Below are 17,155 nucleotides of genomic sequence, written 5' to 3' on the forward strand. Positions count from 1 at the left end.
CGGTGGGGCGCCTTTCATGTCTGTGTTCTGCGTGATCACTCGATCGGCAGCGCCATGAAGCGCGGCTCGCCAGCGCGACGGATCAACAGCAGGACGGACTTGCGCCCGGCGTCCTTCGCTTCTTCGATCCGGGCCTCCAACTCGGCGATATCCGTAACCGGCTGCTGGCCTGCTTCGATGATCAGATCGCCCGTGCGCAGGCCCTTCTCGAAGGCCGCGCTGTCTTCGGCGATCTCCTTGATCACAAGGCCGGTGGTGCCCGAGGGCAGGCCCATCTCGGTGGTCAACTCGGCGGTGAGGGGGGTGACCGTCATGCCAAGCAGGCTTTTCTCGGCCTCTTGCGGCTTGGTGACGGCAGCCGGGACGGCCTCGCCCTCGGCCAGTTCACGACGGCCAAGCGTGACCAGCAGCGTTTCGCTCTTGCCGCCGCGCAGGACGGTCACGCGCACGGCCTGACCCACCGGCGCATCGGCGACGCGACGCACCAGATCGCGGGTCGACTTGACCTCGCCGCCATCGAAGGAGGTGATGATGTCACCCGCCAGAATGCCCGCCTCTTGCGCGGGGCCCTCGGGCACTTCCGAGACCAGCGCGCCTTCGGCCTTGGCAAGGCCCATCGCCTCGGCCATGTCGGCGGTCACGTCCTGGATCTTGACGCCGAGCCAGCCGCGACGGGTCTCGCCGAACTCCCGCAACTGGCCGACAACCTTGTTGACCACATTCGCCGCCATCGAGAAGCCGATCCCGATCGAGCCACCGTTGGGCGACAGGATGGCGGTGTTCACGCCGATCACCTGACCGTCCATGTTGAACAGCGGACCGCCCGAGTTGCCGCGGTTGATCGCCGCGTCGGTCTGGATGTAGTCGTCGTAGGTGCCCGACAACTCGCGGTTGCGCGCCGAGACGATACCTGCCGACACCGAGAAGCCTTGGCCGAGCGGGTTGCCCACGGCCATCACCCAATCGCCCACGCGCATCCGGTCCGAGTCGCCAAAGGTGACGAAGGGGAGCGGCTTTTCGCTCTCGACCTTGAGCAGCGCGATGTCGGTCTTGGGATCGGTGCCGATCAGCTTGGCATCCATCGTCTCGCCCGAGAAGAACTCGACCTGGATCTCGTCGGCGTTTTCGATGACGTGGTTGTTGGTGACGATATAGCCGTCTTCCGAAATCACGAAGCCCGAGCCGAGTGCGTTCGAGCGCCGCGGGCCCTGCTGGCGGTTCTGCGGCATGTTCGGGAAGCCGAACTCACGAAACAACTCGTCGAAGGGCGAGCCTTCGGGGAACTGGGGGCCATCGACAGGCGCGGAGACCACGGTCGAGGTGGTGATGTTGACGACCGAGGGGCTGACCTTTTCCGCGAGATCCGCAAAGCTTTCGGGTGCGGCGCGCGCATGGGCCGGTGCGATCGGCGCGAGCGCCAGCGCAATGGCCAGCATCGCCGCGCCGAGGGCGCCGGTAAGGCCGCCACGCGTCGGAACGGGGAAGGTCAGGGAAAGGGCTTGTGTCGTCATGCTTGGCTCCCGCTTGAATTATTGGCCGGGCAGAGGGGACCCAGCGATACCATTGATAAATACCTTAGCCCGGAAGGGCGCAAATGAAACACCGTCGCAAAGCCTCAATTCAATGTGAGGCGCAGTTGAACACATCACCCGAAGACGCGCACCCCCCATAGCACGGTCACCCCCACCGCCAGCGCGGCAAGGCCAAGTGCGCGGCGCCTTTCGGGGCCGATGGCGGCGAGGAAGGCCAGCGCCTCCTCGATACGCGAAGGGGCCAGCGCAAGCGCCAGCCCCTCGATCACCAGAACAAGGCCGAGGCCCATGATCAGCGTTTCGATCATTGCGTGGCGGCCTTGCCCTCGCCAATCGACTGCAGGAACCTGTCATAGTCGAAATAGACGCTGTCAGGTTGCGTCACGAGCGAAGATGAACCCGGCTTCATGCTGACAGTGTAGAACTGCAGCGCTCGGGTGAAGGCGAAGAAATGCGGGTCCTTGCTGTAGGCGTCAGCATAGATGCCGTTCGCCTCGGCGTCGGCTTCACCGCGAATGATCTCGGCCTGCTTGCGGGCTTCCGAGGTCACTTCGACCACGGTGCGGTCGGCGGTTGCGCGGACACGCTGCGCAGCTTCGCCGCCGCGGGCACGCTCGTCCGCGGCCTCGCGTTCACGCTCGGCGCGCATCCGGTCATAGGTCGCGGAGAGGTTCTGCTCGGGCAGGTCGGTGCGGGTCAGACGCACGTCGATCACGTCGATGCCCAGCGCCGCCGCCTCGCGCCGTGCCAGATCGCGGATCCGATTCATCAGCGGCGTACGGTCATCCGACAGAACGGCAGTCGAAGGCACCGAACCCAGAACCTCGCGGATGGCGTTGTTCAGAATGCCGTCGAGGCGGCTTTTCGCGACGGTCTGACCACCCACGCCCACGGCTTCGCGGAACTTGACCAGATCGACGATACGCCAGCGCGCGAAAGCATCGACCACCAGGCGGCGATCGTCGAGCGGCGTAACCTCAAGCGGGCGGGTCGGCAGGCTCAGGATGCGGTCGTCATAGGTCACGACCTCCTGGATCAGCGGCACCTTGAAGCCGAGACCCGGAGTGGTCTTGATCTGCTTTACCTGACCGAATTGCAGCACCAGCGCCCGTTCGCGTTCGTCCACGACGAACATCGACGAAAGCGCGATTGCGGCGATAACGGCCACGGCGGGGATCAGCAGCGGAGCTTTAGCCATCAGTTCGTCCCTCCCGTAGCAGGTTTGCGCAGCTGGTCGAGCGGCAGATAGGGCACCACACCAGACCCACCGGCGGGTTGGTCGATGACTACCTTGTCAACCGATCCCAGCAGCTTTTCCATGGCTTCCATGAACATCCGGCGTTGAGTCACGTCAGGGGCCTTCACATATTCATTATAGACCGAGATGAAGCGCGCGGCCTCACCTTGGGCGGTGTTGACCACATTGGCGCGATAGGCCTCGGCCTCTTCCTTGAGCTGCGCGGCCGCACCGCGGGCGCCCGCGGTCACCTTGTTGGCGTAGGCGTCGGCCTCTTTCTCAAGACGGTCGCGCTCCTGCTGGGCGGCCTGCACTTCGCGGAAGCTGTCGATCACCTCGCGCGGCGGGTCGGCGCGGTTGAAGTTGACACGCACGATGTTGATGCCCGCGTCGTAGGTTTCCAGCGTCGCCTGCACGGCCTGGCGCAGGTCGGCCGCAATCGCACCGCGATCGCGGTTGAGGATCGGCGCCAGTTCCGAGCGCGCGATGATGTCGCGCAACGCGGATTCAGACACCGCGCGGATCGTGTCTTCGGGATCGGCGAGGTTGAAGAGATACTTGGCCGGGTCCGAGATGTTCCAGACCACCTGGAACTCGATATCCACGATGTTCTGATCGCCCGTCAGCATCAGCCCTGTGTCCAGTTCGCTGCCGCGCCCGGTGCCGATATCGACCGTCTGTTCGCGCGTCACGGGAACGATCTCTGCCGTCACGACCGGCCAGGGCGCAAAGTTCAGGCCGGGGCTGCCGGTGGACTTGTACTGGCCGAACATCAGCTCGACCGAGCGTTCTTCGGGCTTGACGGTATAGAACGAGGCATAGGCCCATACGCCCGCCGCGGCCAGGATCGCGATGCCGAGCGTCGAGCCGGTGAAGGCCGGACCAGAAGACCTGCCGCCTCCGGTGGGACGACCGCCCCCCGAGCCACCACGACCGCCCATGAGCACCTTGAGTTGCTCCGAGCCCTTCTTCATGAACTCTTCGATCTCGGGGATCGGGTTGCCCTCATTCGGTCGGCGCTGACCGGGGCGCTGGTCTTCACGACCGTCGTCGTCTCCGCCACCTGTTCCCCAGGGACCTCCGTTACTCATGCCATCCTCACCTTCTTGTCAGTTCCTAAGCCACTTGGGCATGTTCGTGCGCGGGTTCAAGCCGTGCGCACGGGTTTTCGCATCGTCACCAGTTCTTCGGCCATTGTCGGGTGCACCGCACAGGTCGCATCGAACTGTGCCTTGGTTGCCCCCATCTTCATGGCAATGCCCGCCATCTGGATCATCTCTCCCGCCTCGGGGGCGACGATATGGCACCCCAGAACGCGTTGCGATTGCTTGCAGACCACCAGCTTCATCAGCACCCGCGCGTCCGATCCGGCGAACATCGAGCGCATCGGCCGGAAGGCCGAGACATAGACCTCAACCGGGCCTTGCTTGCGGGCGTCTTCTTCGCTCAGGCCACAGGTGCCGAATTCGGGCCGGGTAAAGACCGCCGAGGCGATCAGCTCATGGTCGGCCTTGCGGGGATTGGCGCCAAAGACGGTATCGGCAAAGGCGTGGCCCTCGCGGATCGCGACCGGGGTCAGTTGGATGCGGTCAGTCACATCGCCCACGGCGTAGATCGAGGGCACATTCGTCTGCGACCAGGCGTCAACGGCTACGGCGCCATTCTCGGCCAGTTTCACGCCTGCCTCCTCAAGGCCCAGCCCGTCGGTGTTCGGCACTCGTCCCGTGGCGTAAAGCACCGCGTCAAAGGTGTCGTCGCGCAGGTCCGAGCCGTGGATATGCAGACCCTGATCGGTTTTCTCGATCTTCGAGATGACGATGCCGGTGTGAATCTCGATCCCCTGCGCCTGCATCTGCGCCACGATCAGATCGCGGCATTCGGTGTCGAAGCCGCGCAGCAGCGGCGAGCGGTTGAACTGCGTGACCTGCACGCCAAGCCCCGCCATGATGCAGGCGAACTCGCAGGCGATATAGCCGCCGCCGACGATCAGAAGGCGCTTGGGCAGCGCGTCAAGTTTGAAGATCTCATTCGAGGTGATCACATGCTCGCGACCCTCGAACTCGGGCACGAAGGGGCGCCCGCCCGTCGCCACCAGGATATGCTTGGTGGTGACGGTGCTGCCATCCGCGAGGCGGACCTCATGCGGCCCCGCGACGGTGGCGCGCTGGTCATAGACCGTCACGCCCGCACCCTGCTGGCCTGCGCGGTAGATCCGCTCCAACCGGTCAAGCTCCGCGTCGAGCTTGCCTCGGAACGCCGTCCAGTCGAAGCTGCCGATCTGCGAGTCCCAGCCGTAAGCGCGTGCCTCCTTGATCATGGCAGGTCCCTGCGAGGCGAAGACCATCAGCTTTTTGGGCACGCAGCCGCGGATCACGCAGGTGCCGCCCATGCGGTATTCCTCGGCCAGCGCGACCTTGGCGCCATGCTCGTTTGCGGCGATGCGCGCGGCGCGCACACCCCCCGAACCGCCGCCGATCACGAAGAGGTCGTAGTCGAAAGTCATGTCTCTTCCCGTTCCGGTTTGCTCGGGGCTGATCTAGGTCGCGCCGGCCGCGCGACCAGCGCCTCAGTCCAGATCGCTGAAGATGTTCGATTCTTCGGCGAAGTCGATGCGGTCATGCGACACGCTGCCATCATTGATGTCGCGCAACTCCACCGTGCCATCCGCGCCGCCGATGATGACCTTGTCGCAGATGTCGATGAACAGGCCATTCTCGACCACGCCGGGGATCTGGTTCAGCACAAGGCTAAGCTGGCGCGGGTTGCCGATGCGCTTGAGGTGGCAGTCGACGATGTAATTGCCCTCATCGGTCAGGAAGGGCTGGGTGCCGTTCAGGCGCAGCGCGGTCTGGCGGCCCATGACGTCCATGCTCGAAAGCATTTCCTCGACCAACCCGCGGGTGGTCTGCCAGCCGAAGGGCACGACCTCGACGGGCAGCGGGAAGGCGCCAAGCTGCGCCACTTCCTTCGCGGCGTCGGTGATCACGATCATCTGGTCCGAGGCGGTGGCGACGATCTTTTCTTGCAAGAGCGCCCCGCCGCCGCCCTTGATCAGGTTCAGTTCCGGATCGAACTCATCCGCGCCGTCGATGGTCAGGTCGAGCCACTTTGCCTCGTCGAGGGTGACGACCTTAATGCCCATCTGGCGGGCCAGTTCGGCAGTGCGGGTCGAAGTGGGCACGCCCACGATGCTCAGCCCCTCTTCGCGCACCATCTCGCCCAAGCAGCGCACCATCCAGGCAGCGGTCGAGCCAGTGCCAAGGCCCACCTTCATCCCGTCCTCGACGAAGTCGACGGCACGGCGGGCGGCGGCGAATTTCGCCTTGTCGATGGGGGAGAGTTCGGCGGGCATGGGCGTCTCCTGCAATTGGTCCGTCTCGCTTATAGGCAATCGCGCCCGCGCGTGCGAGGGTGAATCTCGTGTACAGGCGGTGGGCAGGGTTGTGCGCGTTTTCAGTGCGGAAGGTCGTTTTTGCACCCGCACCCGCGCCGTTTCATGCCAAGCTGTGCGCGACAGGGAGCCAACATGTTTCTGAGCGTTTTCGACATATTCAAGGTGGGCGTCGGCCCGTCTTCCTCGCATACCATGGGCCCAATGGTGGCCGGCGGGCGGTTTCTCGATCGCCTGCGCGCCTCGCCGTTCCATGCGCATGGATTGCGCGCGCGGCTTTACGGCTCACTTGCGTTTACCGGCAAGGGGCATGCAACGGATCGCGCCACGATCCTGGGGCTGGCGGGTTTTCTGCCCGAAAGCTACGATCACACGGCCGCCGAGGCCGCGCTTGCGGCAAACCGTGCGACGGGAACGATCCATCCGCCGGGACTAGCTGTGCTGGCGTTCAACCCCGAGCGGGATCTGATCTTCGATTTCGGCCCGGCCCTGCCGGGACATGCCAATGGCATGGTCATCGAAGCGCTCGACGCACAGGGCGACGTGCTCATGCAAGAGACCTACTACTCAATCGGTGGTGGCTTCGTGCTGACCGCGGCCGAGCACGGGGCCGTCGACGACAAGGCACTGTCCGAGCCGTCCCCCGTGCCCTTCCCCTTCCGCACCGCCGTTGAGATGCTACAGATGGCCCATGCCTCGGGTCTGACCATCGCCCAGATGAAGTGCCGAAACGAGCGCCGCTATCGCTCGGACGGTGAGATCGACGCAGGGCTGGCGCGGATCTGGCAGGTGATGAACGATTGTATCTCGCGCGGGCTGGCGGGCGAGGGGGTTTTGCCCGGAGGGTTGCACGTGCGCCGCCGCGCCAAGGGGATTCTGGAGAGCCTTCAGGCCGAGCGTGGCATGAACCTCGCGCCGCCGCACACAATCAACGACTGGATCTCGACCTATGCGATGGCGGTGAACGAGGAAAACGCCGCCGGAGGGCAGGTCGTGACCGCGCCGACGAATGGCGCGGCCGGTGTGGTTCCTGCCGTAATCCGGTATTGGCTTGACCATGTGCCGGGGGCATCCGGTGCGCGGGTGGGGGAGTTCCTGCTGACCGCCGCCGCGATCGGCGGGATCATCAAGACGAACGCCTCGATCTCGGGGGCGGAATGCGGCTGCCAGGCCGAGGTCGGCTCGGCGGCGGCGATGGCGGCAGCGGGGCTCGCAGCGGTGCTCGGGGGCACGCCCGAGCAGATCGAGAACGCTGCCGAGATCGCGCTGGAGCACCATCTCGGGATGACCTGCGATCCGGTGAAGGGGCTTGTGCAGGTGCCCTGCATCGAGCGCAACGGGTTGGGCGCGATCAAGGCGATCTCGGCCGCATCCCTGGCGTTGCGCGGGGATGGGTCGCATTTTGTACCGCTTGACGCGGCGATCGAGACCATGCGCCAGACCGGCCGCGACATGCATGAGCATTACAAGGAAACGAGCCTTGGCGGACTGGCGGTCAACGTGCCGAACTGCTGAGGAGAGTGCGCCCTCCTCGGGCGGGAAAGCCCGCCGCTCGTCAGGCGCCTCAGGGGCGCGGCCCCTCTGGCCTACGGCCATTCACCCCGGGATATTTGGGCCACATTGAAGGGAAACGCACATGCGCTTCAATGTGGTTGCAATATCCTCGGGGGGGTGAATTTGCTGTAAGCAAAGAGGGGGGCAGACAGCCCCACTTTCTTGATCGTCAGAGGGCGCGCCAGCCGATGTCCTTGCGGCAGAAGCCTTCGGGCCAGTCGATCTGCTCGACCATCGCATAGGCCTTTTGTTGGGCTTCGCGCACGGTTGTACCGCGTGCGGTGACGTTGAGCACACGCCCGCCCGTGGCGACCAGTTGGCCGTTTTGTAGAGCGGTGCCGGCGTGGAAGACCATGTTGGAGCTGTCTTCGGGCAGGGCATCAAGCCCGTTGATCGGCGTGCCTTTTTGGTAACCGCCGGGATAGCCCTTGGCGGCCATCACTACCGTCAGCGCGTGATCATCGGCCCATTGGGCCTGAACGTCCGGCAGTCGCCCTTCGGCGCAGGCCAAAAGCAGGTCGAGCGCCTGCGCGCCGAGGCGGAGCATCAGCACCTGGCACTCGGGGTCGCCGAAGCGCACGTTGTATTCGACAAGGCGCGCGTGGCCATTCTTGATCATCAGGCCCGCGTAGAGCACGCCCTGGAACGGAGTGCCGCGACGGGCCATCTCCGCCACCGTAGGCTTGACGATCTGATCCAGCACCTGCGCCTGAATCGCGTCGGTCAGAACCGGCGCGGGCGAGTAGGCGCCCATCCCGCCCGTGTTCGGCCCGGTGTCGCCATCGCCCACGCGCTTGTGGTCTTGCGCGGTGCCGACGGGCAGCACGTTCTCGCCATCCGAGAGGATGAAGAACGAGGCTTCCTCGCCCTCCATGAATTCCTCGATCACCACCTCGGCGCCAGCCGCGCCGAAGGCACCGCCGAAGATCTCCTCAAGACCGGTCAGCGCCTCTTCGAGGGTCATCGCGACGATGACGCCCTTACCGGCGGCGAGGCCATCGGCCTTGACCACGATCGGCGCGCCCTGCGCGAGAACATAGGCCTTGGCTTCTTCGAGATCGTCGAAGCGCGCGTAGCCTGCGGTCGGTGCCTTGCAGGCGTCGCAGATCTCTTTGGTGAAGGCCTTAGAGGACTCGAGTTTCGCCGCCGCAGCCGAGGGGCCGAAGGTCAGGATACCCGCGCCACGCAGCGCGTCGGCCACACCGGCGGCCAGCGGGGCCTCGGGGCCGACGACGACGAAGTCGATGGCGTTTTCCTCGACGCAGGCCAGCACGGAGGCGCTGTCGCAGGGGTCGATCGAGGCCAGTTCGGCGATCGCGCCGATCCCGGCATTGCCCGGAGCCACGATCAGCCGGTCGCATTTCGGGTTCTGCTTGATCGCCCAGGCCAGCGCATGTTCACGCCCACCGCTACCCAGCAACAGAATATTCATCGCTCAACCCCCTTGGCCATCCTTGCTGCGCCTTCTAAGGTCTGGACCCAAATCAGGCAAGGCGCGCAATGGATCTGTTGGACGAAACCCCCGGCTCGAACGCCCATGACTATTCCGTCTCGGAAATCTCGGGGGCGGTGAAGCGCGTGATTGAGGGCGAGTTCGGCCGCGTTCGCGTGCGCGGCGAGGTGGGGCGGGTCTCGCGCCCGTCCTCGGGGCATCTCTATTTCGACCTCAAGGACGACCGCGCGGTGATCGCGGCGGTCAGCTGGAAGGGGCAGGTCGCGCGGATGCAGGTGCGCCCCGAAGAGGGGATGGAGGTCATCGCCACCGGCAAGCTGACCACCTTTCCGGGCCAGTCGAAATACCAGTTGATCGTCGATGATGTCGAACCCGCCGGGGCGGGCGCGCTGATGGCCATGCTAGAGGCGCGGCGCAAGGCGCTGGCGGCCGAGGGGCTGTTTGACGCAGCGCGCAAGCGCTCGCTGCCCTATCTGCCCGAGGTAATCGGCGTGGTGACCTCGCCCTCGGGCGCGGTGATCCGCGATATTCTACACCGGTTGCGTGACCGCTTCCCGCGGCGGGTCCTGATCTGGCCGGTGGCGGTGCAGGGGCAGGCCTGCGCGCCCGAGGTGACGGCGGCGATCCGGGGCTTCAACGCCCTGCCCGAGGGCGGGCCAATCCCGCGCCCCGATCTGCTCATTGTCGCGCGTGGCGGCGGCTCGATCGAGGACCTCTGGGGGTTCAACGAAGAATCCGTCGTGCGCGCCGCCGCAGAAAGCCGCATTCCGCTGATCTCGGCCGTCGGGCATGAGACGGACACGACGCTGATCGACTTTGCCTCGGATCGCCGGGCGCCGACGCCCACGGCGGCGGCCGAGATGGCCGTGCCGGTGCGCTCCGAACTCGCCGCGCGTCTGGCCGAGGCCGAGGCTCGTATGGCGCGGGCAACGCGCGGGCGGCTTGATCAGCGCGGCCAGCGGCTGTCCGATCTGTCGCGCGCCCTTGGCCGCCCGGATACGCTGCTGCAACCGGCGCGGCAGCGGTTCGATTTGATGAGCGACCGCCTAAGCCCTGCGCTGCGCATGGTCACCACGCGCAAGCGCGCGCTTTTCGCGCCGCTTGAGGCGCGCATCGCCCCGCATGTGCTGCGCCGCTTCATGGCCGAGGAGGCGCGGCGGCTTGCCGGTCTGGCCGGACGTCTTGCCCCGGCGCTGGCGCGCACCCGCGCCGATGCCGAGCGCCAGAACCGCCTGGGCCGTGCGCAGCTCGACAGTTTGGGTGAGCGCCTGCAGCGCGCGCCGCATGTCCGCTTCGAGGCGTTGGCCGAGCGGCTTGAACGGCTTGACCGGATGCGCCAGACGCTTGGCTACCGCGAAACGTTGCGGCGCGGCTATGCGGTCGTGCGTGCGGGCGAGGATGTGGTGACCAGCAAGGCTGCCGCAGCCGGGCACGCGGTGCTTGAGATCGAGTTCCATGATGGCCGTCTGCCGGTTGTCACGGGAACAGATGCGCCGCCGACCCCGCAGCCCGCGCCCAAACCCACGCGCGCCAAAAAGCCCGAGCCGCCCAAGCAGGGCAGTCTGTTCTGATCAGACCCCGACGTTCAGGCCGGGGCAGGACAGGGGTTTGTCGCTTTCTTGCAGCGAAATCAGCGGCTCGCTTTCTGGGCTACCCTGAAAACGGGCCATCAGCCCCTCGGGGCGGTCGTAGAACGTCCAGCACTGAAGGCCGTTCCGGTCGCGGTAATCGAAGCAGATGAACTCACCCGCCTGAAACCAGCGGCCTTCCTTGCACTCGCTCTCGGTGAAGGCCCAGATCACGCGCTGGCCGGGCAGGTATTGCTCGACCCCATAGGGCTCGCCGCCCGAGAAATAGGTGATCGTCTTGCCCACGGTGCGCGCGTCGAACCCCGCCGCGTCAAGCGGTTTGCCGTCTGCCGCGAAGGCCAATCCCGGTGCAAGCGCAATCGCGAGGGCGGTCATCAGGTGGGGCAGGGCCATGAAACACTCCGGTCAGAATGGCCGCAGAGTGGCACGAACGGCCCAGTAGTGAAAGCCACTATGAAGTGAGCGGCGTGCGAGCGGCCTCGTGGTGCTTGCGCAGGGTGCGGACCTTGCGATCCATCGTGCGCCGCCACAGCGTCGGGATCAGCGCCAGAGTCGCCATCACCGGCAGCGAGTAGGGCAGCATGGGGCGCGCCTTGTCGCGGGTATCGCCAAGGCGCAGCGCGGGATAGGCGCGCGCCGGGTGGGCGTGGTGGTCCGAGTGGCGCGGCGCATTCAGCATCCAGAGCGCGGAGACCGGCTGGCGGGCATCCCAGCTGTGGCGGATGTCGACGGGCTCATAATGCACCTCGTCGATGCGGGCGCGTTCCAGCCCATAGTGCTGAACATAGTCCGACAGCAGCAGTTGAAGCTGCGCGTAGAGGCAGAGCGCCAGATAGGCCAGCACTCCGGCCAGCCCGAAGGTCAGCCCCGCGATCAGCACGAACCACAACCCTCCAAGCACGTAGCCGACGTAGGGGTTGATCATCCGCCGTGCCCCGTCCTGTTGCGTGGCAGAGGCGATGCGGGTGCGCTCCATCTCATACCCGGCGATGAACGAGCCGCCCCAGGCGCGCGTGAAGAAGGACCAGAACCCCTCGCCCAATGCAGCGGTGTTGGGGTCGTCGGGCGTAGCGACGAAGCGGTGATGCACCAGCCGATGCGCCGAGGTGTGATGCCCGAAGAGCAGCGAGATATAGACCCATTTGCCCAGTTGGAACAGGCGTGCGTTGGCGCGGTGGATCAGCTCATGCGCGTTTGAGTTCGACACCTGCCCGAAGAAGAGCCCGAAAGCCCAGAAGAGGCCCGCACGCGCCCCCCAGCCAAGGCCGGTTGCTCCCGACACTGCCGCCACCGCGACCCCAAGCAGCACGAAATGCGCGCAGCCAAGCGCGATCGAAAGCTTGTCTGCGGCGGGGAACTCGGTCCCTTCCGGCGCATCAGGGGAGGCGCGGACGATGATCTCGTCGAGCGCGAAGATCAGCACGGTCATGTAGATCAGCGCGGCCCAAACGAAGGCGCCGCCCAGAAACGCGCCCAGAAGAAGCAGGGGGATTGGTGCGAGGGTAACCAGTGCGAACAGGTCCACGCCCGGCGTCGCGCGCCCCAGACGGGCAAGGGAGGACAGCGGGCCGGGGGATCGGGTCGGGTCGGTTTGGGTCGTCATTACTCATACTCGCTTGCGTCGGAGCCTTGCCGGTTGTCTGGACTGCCGATGGGTCAGCCTTGATCGCGCGGCGATTTTCTGGCGCTGTGGCGCCATGATGGAGCAGCTTCTTGTCAGTTTTGCGGCGCTTCTGGCGGTTTGGCAGTTCTTGGCATTTGCCACGGCACCATCCTCCCTGCGCAAGAGTGTGGTCAAGACCGGATCGGTCGCGGCGCTGGCTTTGGCCGCGCCGTTGCTGGGCGCGCCATGGACCGTCGCGCTTGGGCTGGCACTTGGTGCGGTCGGCGACTGGTTCCTTTCGCGCGACGGTGAGCGGGCGTTCTTGCTGGGCATGGCGGCTTTCGCGGCGGGACACGCCAGCTATGTCGCGGCCTTCATCGCGATGGGCGCGGGGGTGCCCGGCTGGCCTGTGATCGTGGCGCTGGTTCTGCTTGGCGCATCGACCGAGCTTTGGCTTGCGCCCCGCACCGGCGCGCTGCGCTGGCCCGTGCGGGGCTATGTCCTGGTCATCCTGGCGATGAGCCTTGCGGCCCTCGGGATGGAGGGGCGCGGGATGCTGCGCGCGGGTGCGGTGCTCTTTGTCGCCTCGGACCTCGTGCTGGCCGTTCAGATCTTCGTGCTGGCGGATGGGCCGCTGCGCCGCGCCTGCCAGCGGCTGCTTTGGGTGCTTTACTGGTGCGGGCAGGCCCTGATCCTGTGGGGCGCTGTCTGAGCTTCGCCCTTCCATCGGGCGCCCGGATTGATTAGGTGAGAAGAAACCACCCGAAGGGCTGCCTGATGTCGTTTTTCCAAAAACTGAAGTCGCGCCTGACGCGCTCCTCCTCGAAGCTCGAAGAGGGGCTTGAGGCCATCGTCGCCGAGGCGCCCGAGCCCGCAGCCCCCGAGGCGCCAGCGCCCGCGGCTCCTGCTCCTGCGGCGCCGCAGCCCGCGCCGGTGCCTGCCGAGACGCGCAAACCCGGCTTCTTCGGGCGGCTTCTTGGCAAGGGCGAGGATGCCGCCGCCCCGCGTCGGGTGCTGGACGACGAGATGCTCGAAAGCCTTGAAGAGCTGCTGATCGCCTCGGACATGGGGGTCGAGACGGCGCTGCGGGTCAGCGCGAATATCGCCGAAGGGCGCATGGGCAAGAAACTGTCGGTTCCCGAAATCAAGGCCCTTCTGGCCGACGAAATCGCCCGGATCATGGAGCCGGTGGCCCGCCCGCTGCCGATCTACCCCAAGCGCCCGCAGGTTGTGCTGGTGGTGGGCGTGAACGGCTCGGGCAAGACCACGACGATCGGCAAGCTCGCCTCGCAGTTTCGCGCGGCGGGCAAGCAGGTGGTGATCGCTGCGGGCGACACCTTCCGCGCCGCAGCGGTCGAGCAGCTCAAGGTCTGGGGCGATCGCGCGGGGGTGCCGGTGCTGACCGCTCCCGAGGGCTCGGACCCGGCATCGCTGGCCTTCGATGCGCTGACCAAGGCGCAGGAAGACGGCGCCGATCTGCTGATGATCGACACCGCCGGGCGGCTGCAAAACCGCGCCGATCTGATGGAAGAGTTGGCCAAGATCATCCGTGTTATCCGCAAGATAGATGAGACCGCGCCGCATAACACGCTTCTGGTGCTGGATGCGACGACTGGTCAGAACGCCCTGAGCCAAGTCGAGATCTTCTCGAAGATTGCCGATGTCTCGGGGCTGGTGATGACCAAGCTCGACGGCACCGCGAAGGGCGGCGTGCTGGTTGCGCTGGCCGACAAGTTCGGGCTACCGATCCATGCCATCGGGGTGGGCGAGCAGATCGACGATCTGGCTCCGTTCGACCCCGAAGACTTCGCCCGCGCGCTTGTTGGTGCGAATGAATAAAGAGCGGGTGCCGAAAGGGGCCGCTTGGCGATGAGTGAATGGCTTACTTCACTTGAAGGCACACCAGCCGGGCATCAGGCCGCGCTGGTGCTGGCGCTTATGGCCGCGCTGCTACATGCGCTGTTCGGCGCGCTGCAAAAGGGTCGGCATGACCCATGGCTCAGCCGCGCGGTGATCGACGCCTGCTATGGTCTGATCGCCGCACCCTTCGCGTTATTCGTTGTGCCCTGGCCCGAGCCGCATATGTGGCCGATCTTCGCGGGCGTCTTCGTGATCCATGCGGGCTACAAGCTGGCGCAGGCGATGACCTATAGCCGCGGCGCCTATACGGTCGTCTATCCGGTCGTGCGCGGCACCGGCCCGCTCTTCGCCGTCATCGGGGCCGGGTTCCTGTTCGATGAGCATTTCAACGCAGGCCAGTGGGTCGGCGTCGGCGTGCTGGTCGCCGGCATCTACGGCCTTGCGCTCTACAACCTGCGCACCATCACCCTGAACCGCGAGACGATGATCCCCGCGCTTGGCTTTGCGGTGCTGACCGGCGGGTTCGTGGCGCTTTATACCACATACGACGCGTACGGCATCCGCGCGACGGCCGATCCGTTCACCTTCCTTGCGTGGTTTTTCTTCATCGACGGCTGGTTCATGCCGCTCCTGACGCTGCGGCGCTGGCGCAACGTGCCCTCTTCGGAATTCGTGCCGCTTCTGAAAAGGGGTGTCATCGGGGCCTTCGTGGCCTATTTCTCCTTTGGCGCGATCATGATGGCCACGCGGCTCGACAATGTCGGGCAGGCCGCCGTGCTGCGCGAGACCTCGACCGTGTTCGCCGCGCTGATCGGCTGGCTGGTGTTGGGGGAAAAGGTGGGGCCGCGCCGCACTGCGCTGATGGCGCTGATCGCGGTGGGCGCCGTAATCGTTGAAGTGGCGGGGTAAGAATGGCCGGACGCAAGATCAATCCCTGGGTGAAGGCCGGGCTCGAGTTCGGGCCGCTGGTCGTGTTCTTCGTGGCCTTCTCGCGCCTCAAGGATACCGATGTCACCATCGGGGGCACGGCCTATTCGGGCTTTGTGGTGGCCACGGCGCTGTTCGTTCCGCTGCTGGTGGCGACCACGCTCGCGCTGTGGCGGCTTACGGGGCGGCTGGCGCCGATGCAGATCGCGACGCTGGTGCTGGTCGTGGTCTTCGGCGGGCTGTCGGTCTGGCTCAATGACCCCAAGTTCTTCAAGATGAAGCCCACGCTGATCTATCTGTTGTTCGCGGTGCTGCTGAGTGTGGGGCTGATGCGCGGCAAGCCCTGGCTGCAACTGGTGATGGATGACGCACTACCCATGCAGCACGAAGGCTGGATCATCCTGACCAAGCGCCTGATCGCGCTGTTCTTTGGCCTTGCTGTGGCCAATGAGGCGATCTGGCGCACGATGTCGGACCAGACCTGGGTCAATTTCAAGACCTTCGGCCTGACGATCATCATGTTCGCCTTCTTCATGGGCCAAAGCCGCCTGTTCGCGCGCTACGGCTATGAAAAGCCGGGCGAGGATGGCGGCGACGCCTGAGACGCGCCCCTGCATTCAGCCCCTTGAATACAAGGCCGAAACCCGTGTGAGGCATGGCGTGGCAGGTTGACGCAGGCGCGGCGCGGCGTTAGGGCAGGGAACCTTGCAACGAAAGGCCCGTTCCATGTCGAAGGATTGGAAAACCCGCACGAAACTCGTCCATGAAGGCATCCGCCGCAGCCAGTATGGCGAGATGGCCGAGGCGCTGTTTCTGACGCAGGGGTTCGTCTATCCGTCGGCCGAGGCCGCCGAGGCGCGCTTCCTGTCCTCGGGCGATGACGAATTCATCTACGCCCGCTACGGCAACCCGACCACCCGCATGTTCGAAGACCGCATCGCCGCGATCGAGGGCACCGAGGACGCCTTCGCCTGCGCCAGCGGCATGGCCGCGATCAACGGCGCGCTGACCTGTCTGGTCAAGGCGGGCGATCACATCGTGGCCGCGCGGCAGATGTTCGGCTCGTGCCTGCATGTGCTCAAGGTGCTGCAAGGCTTTGGTGTGGGCGTGACGCTGGTTGACGGCACCAAGCTGGACGAGTGGCGCGCTGCGATGACCCCGGCGACCAAGGTCTGCTTCTTCGAGAGCGTCTCGAACCCCGGACTTGAGGTCATCGACATCAAGGGCGTGTCCGAGATTGCCCATGCCAATGGCGCGGTCGTGGTGGTGGATAACGTCTTTTCCTCGCCGATCTTCTCGAATGCGGTCGAACTCGGCGCCGATATCATCGCCTATTCGACGACCAAGCATATCGACGGCGGCGGGCGCGCGCTTGGCGGCGTTGTCTGCGGCACGAAGGAGTATATCCGCGGCCCGCTGGAGACCTATGTCAAGCACACCGGCGGCGCGATGAGCCCGTTCCACGCCTGGATCATGCTCTCGGGGATGCAGACGCTCGATTTGCGCGTGCGCGCGCAGGCGACGAATGCGGCGATGGTGGCCTCGGCAGCGGCGGGGCATGAAAAGCTTGCCCGCGCGATCTATCCGGGGCTGGTCGACCACCCGCAGCATACGCTTGCGATGGAGCAGATGGGTTCGGGCGGGACGATGGTCTGCGTCGATCTCAAGGGCGGCAAGGCGGCGGCGTTCCGCTTCCTCAATGCGCTGAAGGTCATTTCGATCTCGAACAACCTCGGCGATGCCAAGTCGATCGCGACCCATCCGGCCACGACGACGCACAAAAACCTGTCCGAGGAAGAGCGCGCGCTGATCAACATCACGCCGGGAATGGTTCGGATCTCGATGGGAATCGAGGATGGGTCGGACCTGGTGGCCGATGTATTGCAGGCATTGGACGCAGCCTGATCTTTTTGTGTCGCCCGGGCGCAACTTGTTTTGGACTTTTTTCGTATCACCCCCATATGCAAAAGTGCCCGGGGGTCGTCCGGGACAAGTCCGCAAGGTGACCC

The 17,155-nt window shown here is 65.6% G+C and carries 16 protein-coding genes; 7 read left to right on the top strand and 9 right to left on the bottom strand.

Annotated features, from left to right (window positions below; genetic code table 11):
• Positions 1-35 precede the first annotated feature (35 nt).
• The 6 genes from N3C64_RS09535 to rpiA form a co-directional block, all read right to left on the bottom strand.
• A complete protein-coding gene (locus N3C64_RS09535) occupies positions 36-1,511 on the bottom strand; it encodes a DegQ family serine endoprotease (protein ID WP_218630742.1) in 1,476 nt (491 codons plus the stop codon).
• Positions 1,512-1,645: 134 nt separating this feature from the next.
• Positions 1,646-1,840, bottom strand: coding sequence for a DUF2065 domain-containing protein (locus N3C64_RS09540; protein WP_218630741.1), 195 nt, complete (start codon positions 1,838-1,840; stop codon positions 1,646-1,648).
• A complete protein-coding gene (gene hflC / locus N3C64_RS09545; protein WP_218630740.1) occupies positions 1,837-2,730 on the bottom strand; it encodes a protease modulator HflC in 894 nt (297 codons plus the stop codon). The genes N3C64_RS09540 and hflC overlap by 4 nt, the downstream gene beginning before the upstream one ends.
• Positions 2,730-3,860 carry an FtsH protease activity modulator HflK gene (hflK, locus tag N3C64_RS09550; protein WP_260014099.1) on the bottom strand — a complete coding sequence of 377 codons (1,131 nt, stop codon included), beginning with the start codon at positions 3,858-3,860 and terminating at the stop codon, positions 2,730-2,732. The genes hflC and hflK overlap by 1 nt, the downstream gene beginning before the upstream one ends.
• Before the next feature lie 56 nt (positions 3,861-3,916).
• A complete protein-coding gene (gene gor / locus N3C64_RS09555; RefSeq protein ID WP_260014100.1) occupies positions 3,917-5,272 on the bottom strand; it encodes a glutathione-disulfide reductase in 1,356 nt (451 codons plus the stop codon).
• Positions 5,273-5,335: 63 nt separating this feature from the next.
• Complete coding sequence (gene rpiA, locus N3C64_RS09560) at positions 5,336-6,121, bottom strand: ribose-5-phosphate isomerase RpiA (RefSeq protein ID WP_260014101.1); 786 nt, start codon at positions 6,119-6,121, stop codon at positions 5,336-5,338.
• 174 nt (positions 6,122-6,295) lie between these two features.
• On the opposite strand from rpiA, the gene N3C64_RS09565 reads away from it, so the two are divergent.
• Positions 6,296-7,675 carry an L-serine ammonia-lyase gene (locus tag N3C64_RS09565; RefSeq protein WP_260014102.1) on the top strand — a complete coding sequence of 460 codons (1,380 nt, stop codon included), beginning with the start codon at positions 6,296-6,298 and terminating at the stop codon, positions 7,673-7,675.
• 208 nt (positions 7,676-7,883) lie between these two features.
• On the opposite strand, the gene purD is transcribed toward N3C64_RS09565, so the two are convergent.
• Entirely contained in the window at positions 7,884-9,146 is a 1,263-nt protein-coding gene (purD, locus tag N3C64_RS09570; protein ID WP_260014103.1) for a phosphoribosylamine--glycine ligase, read from the bottom strand.
• Positions 9,147-9,214: 68 nt separating this feature from the next.
• On the opposite strand from purD, the gene xseA reads away from it, so the two are divergent.
• Positions 9,215-10,738 carry an exodeoxyribonuclease VII large subunit gene (xseA, locus tag N3C64_RS09575; protein WP_260014104.1) on the top strand — a complete coding sequence of 508 codons (1,524 nt, stop codon included), beginning with the start codon at positions 9,215-9,217 and terminating at the stop codon, positions 10,736-10,738.
• Here xseA and N3C64_RS09580 read toward each other — a convergent pair whose 3' ends face one another.
• A complete protein-coding gene (locus N3C64_RS09580; protein ID WP_260014105.1) occupies positions 10,739-11,149 on the bottom strand; it encodes a hypothetical protein in 411 nt (136 codons plus the stop codon).
• A gap of 58 nt (positions 11,150-11,207) precedes the next feature.
• Positions 11,208-12,359 carry an alkane 1-monooxygenase gene (locus tag N3C64_RS09585; RefSeq protein ID WP_260014106.1) on the bottom strand — a complete coding sequence of 384 codons (1,152 nt, stop codon included), beginning with the start codon at positions 12,357-12,359 and terminating at the stop codon, positions 11,208-11,210.
• Between the two features lie 94 nt (positions 12,360-12,453).
• Between N3C64_RS09585 and N3C64_RS09590 the strand changes: the two genes are divergently transcribed.
• The 5 genes from N3C64_RS09590 (at position 12,454) to N3C64_RS09610 (ending at position 17,051) form a co-directional block, all read left to right on the top strand.
• On the top strand, positions 12,454-13,071 hold the full coding sequence (locus tag N3C64_RS09590; RefSeq protein WP_260014107.1) for a lysoplasmalogenase family protein: 618 nt from the start codon (positions 12,454-12,456) through the stop codon (positions 13,069-13,071).
• 65 nt (positions 13,072-13,136) lie between these two features.
• A complete protein-coding gene (ftsY, locus tag N3C64_RS09595) occupies positions 13,137-14,198 on the top strand; it encodes a signal recognition particle-docking protein FtsY (protein WP_260014108.1) in 1,062 nt (353 codons plus the stop codon).
• Between the two features lie 30 nt (positions 14,199-14,228).
• Positions 14,229-15,128 (top strand): EamA family transporter, encoded by a 900-nt coding sequence (locus N3C64_RS09600; RefSeq protein ID WP_218630730.1) that lies wholly within the window; start codon positions 14,229-14,231, stop codon positions 15,126-15,128.
• A 2-nt stretch (positions 15,129-15,130) separates the two neighbouring features.
• On the top strand, positions 15,131-15,748 hold the full coding sequence (locus N3C64_RS09605) for an inner membrane-spanning protein YciB (RefSeq protein ID WP_218630729.1): 618 nt from the start codon (positions 15,131-15,133) through the stop codon (positions 15,746-15,748).
• A gap of 124 nt (positions 15,749-15,872) precedes the next feature.
• Positions 15,873-17,051, top strand: coding sequence for an aminotransferase class V-fold PLP-dependent enzyme (locus tag N3C64_RS09610; protein ID WP_260014109.1), 1,179 nt, complete (start codon positions 15,873-15,875; stop codon positions 17,049-17,051).
• The last annotated feature ends 104 nt before the right edge of the window (positions 17,052-17,155 follow it).

The sequence above is a fragment of the Sedimentimonas flavescens genome (assembly GCF_025154035.1).
Classification (GTDB): domain Bacteria; phylum Pseudomonadota; class Alphaproteobacteria; order Rhodobacterales; family Rhodobacteraceae; genus Rhodobacter; species Rhodobacter flavescens.

Coding starts and splice junctions, on each gene's coding strand:
- N3C64_RS09540 (WP_218630741.1), bottom strand. CDS start 1,840: ATGATCGAAACGCTGATCATGGGCCTCGGCCTTGTTCTGGTGATCGAG.
- hflC (WP_218630740.1), bottom strand. CDS start 2,730: ATGGCTAAAGCTCCGCTGCTGATCCCCGCCGTGGCCGTTATCGCCGCA.
- N3C64_RS09600 (WP_218630730.1), top strand. CDS start 14,229: ATGAGTGAATGGCTTACTTCACTTGAAGGCACACCAGCCGGGCATCAG.
- ftsY (WP_260014108.1), top strand. CDS start 13,137: ATGTCGTTTTTCCAAAAACTGAAGTCGCGCCTGACGCGCTCCTCCTCG.
- N3C64_RS09585 (WP_260014106.1), bottom strand. CDS start 12,359: ATGACGACCCAAACCGACCCGACCCGATCCCCCGGCCCGCTGTCCTCC.
- N3C64_RS09580 (WP_260014105.1), bottom strand. CDS start 11,149: ATGGCCCTGCCCCACCTGATGACCGCCCTCGCGATTGCGCTTGCACCG.
- N3C64_RS09565 (WP_260014102.1), top strand. CDS start 6,296: ATGTTTCTGAGCGTTTTCGACATATTCAAGGTGGGCGTCGGCCCGTCT.
- N3C64_RS09605 (WP_218630729.1), top strand. CDS start 15,131: ATGGCCGGACGCAAGATCAATCCCTGGGTGAAGGCCGGGCTCGAGTTC.
- rpiA (WP_260014101.1), bottom strand. CDS start 6,121: ATGCCCGCCGAACTCTCCCCCATCGACAAGGCGAAATTCGCCGCCGCC.
- N3C64_RS09610 (WP_260014109.1), top strand. CDS start 15,873: ATGTCGAAGGATTGGAAAACCCGCACGAAACTCGTCCATGAAGGCATC.
- xseA (WP_260014104.1), top strand. CDS start 9,215: ATGGATCTGTTGGACGAAACCCCCGGCTCGAACGCCCATGACTATTCC.
- gor (WP_260014100.1), bottom strand. CDS start 5,272: ATGACTTTCGACTACGACCTCTTCGTGATCGGCGGCGGTTCGGGGGGT.
- purD (WP_260014103.1), bottom strand. CDS start 9,146: ATGAATATTCTGTTGCTGGGTAGCGGTGGGCGTGAACATGCGCTGGCC.
- N3C64_RS09590 (WP_260014107.1), top strand. CDS start 12,454: ATGATGGAGCAGCTTCTTGTCAGTTTTGCGGCGCTTCTGGCGGTTTGG.
- N3C64_RS09535 (WP_218630742.1), bottom strand. CDS start 1,511: ATGACGACACAAGCCCTTTCCCTGACCTTCCCCGTTCCGACGCGTGGC.
- hflK (WP_260014099.1), bottom strand. CDS start 3,860: ATGAGTAACGGAGGTCCCTGGGGAACAGGTGGCGGAGACGACGACGGT.